This is a genomic window from Rhizobacter sp. P2_H2 (assembly GCF_056403375.1).
The window spans coordinates 1-1046 of record NZ_JBFUFP010001468.1 but is presented as its reverse complement, the minus strand read 5'-3'; the positions used below and the strand labels follow the sequence as shown (position 1 = coordinate 1046).

The window sequence follows — 1046 nt, the reverse complement described above, 5'->3', positions numbered from 1 at the left end:
ATCCGCCACCTGCTGGTTGCTTGAGGGCTTGTTGCCTGACCGGAACCGCCGGATTTCCACGCTATACTGCGCGGCTTACGTCGGGGTGTAGCGCAGCCTGGTAGCGCACTTGCATGGGGTGCAAGGGGTCGCGAGTTCGAATCCCGCCACCCCGACCATAGATAGCCAGCTAGAACGGTTAGGTCCCACTAACCAGCACGGAAAAAGCCCACTGAGGTCTGACTTGAGGTCTAACTCAAGTTGAAGCTCAGTGGGCTTTGTGCTTTTCCGGTCCCTCCACATGCCTCGCCGCGCGGACGAACACCCGCTGCAGCAGCACGCCGTGTTCCCTGCGCCCGGGTGCGCCGCTCAGCCCGAGCTCGCGGATCGCGCCGATGACGCGCACTGCTTCGAGCAGGCTGGAGGTCTCGATCAACCGGTAGACGCGGTGATTGCTGTCCTCGACGCCGAAGACCATCTGCACGCCATCGGGTCGGCTTGTCGCGTCGATGGTGTCGAGGGCGTTCATCAGGGCTTCGTCTTCCAGGGGGTGGAGACCATCGGTGATCAGGCGGCTGCGCATGGGTGCAAGGGGTCGGACTGCTGAGAACGCGGACGATGTTCGGACCGCGCCGCCGCGTCCGCCATCGGCGCCTTCCGAGCTTCGCGTAGGAGCAGATCCCCTTTGCAGCGCAGGCGATTCCGTACGCGTCGGTGGGCGAAAACCGCACCGTCCGGCGCCTGAGCTGCGCGTCATTGGCTGGCCGCGGAAGCTGCCGGTGCCGCCGCCTCGGCCGCTGCCGGAGCGCTGGCTGAGCCTGTGGCCGGCGCGCTGGCCGACATCGTCGTCGGCGCGCCGTGCTGCAGCGCATCCGCGGTGCTCGCCGCCATGCCGGCCGGCAGCAGCGGCACGATCAACAGCGCGACGATGTTGATGATCTTGATCAGCGGGTTCACCGCCGGGCCGGCCGTGTCCTTGTAGGGGTCGCCGACGGTGTCGCCGGTGACGGCCGCCTTGTGCGCGTCCGAGCCCTTGCCGCCGTGGTGGCCGTCCTCGATGTACTTCT

General features: G+C 66.9%; 2 protein-coding genes and 1 tRNA gene. 1 reads left to right on the top strand and 2 read right to left on the bottom strand.

Going from position 1 to position 1046, the window contains the following annotated elements; translation table 11 throughout:
- Nucleotides 1-81 precede the first annotated feature (81 nt).
- Nucleotides 82-158: transfer RNA gene (locus AC1D15_RS33990), tRNA-Pro, on the top strand.
- Between the two features lie 89 nt (nt 159-247).
- Here the strand turns inward: AC1D15_RS33990 and AC1D15_RS33985 are convergent.
- Nucleotides 248-562, bottom strand: coding sequence for a hypothetical protein (locus AC1D15_RS33985; protein WP_477829537.1), 315 nt, complete (start codon nt 560-562; stop codon nt 248-250).
- Between the two features lie 170 nt (nt 563-732).
- On the bottom strand, nt 733-1046 hold a 314-nt coding region (locus AC1D15_RS33980), incomplete at its 5' end, for a sodium/proton-translocating pyrophosphatase (protein ID WP_477829536.1).

Excerpts from the sequence above, each read along its gene's own strand:
- AC1D15_RS33985 (WP_477829537.1), bottom strand. The coding sequence starts at position 562 with ATGCGCAGCCGCCTGATCACCGATGGTCTCCACCCCCTGGAAGACGAA.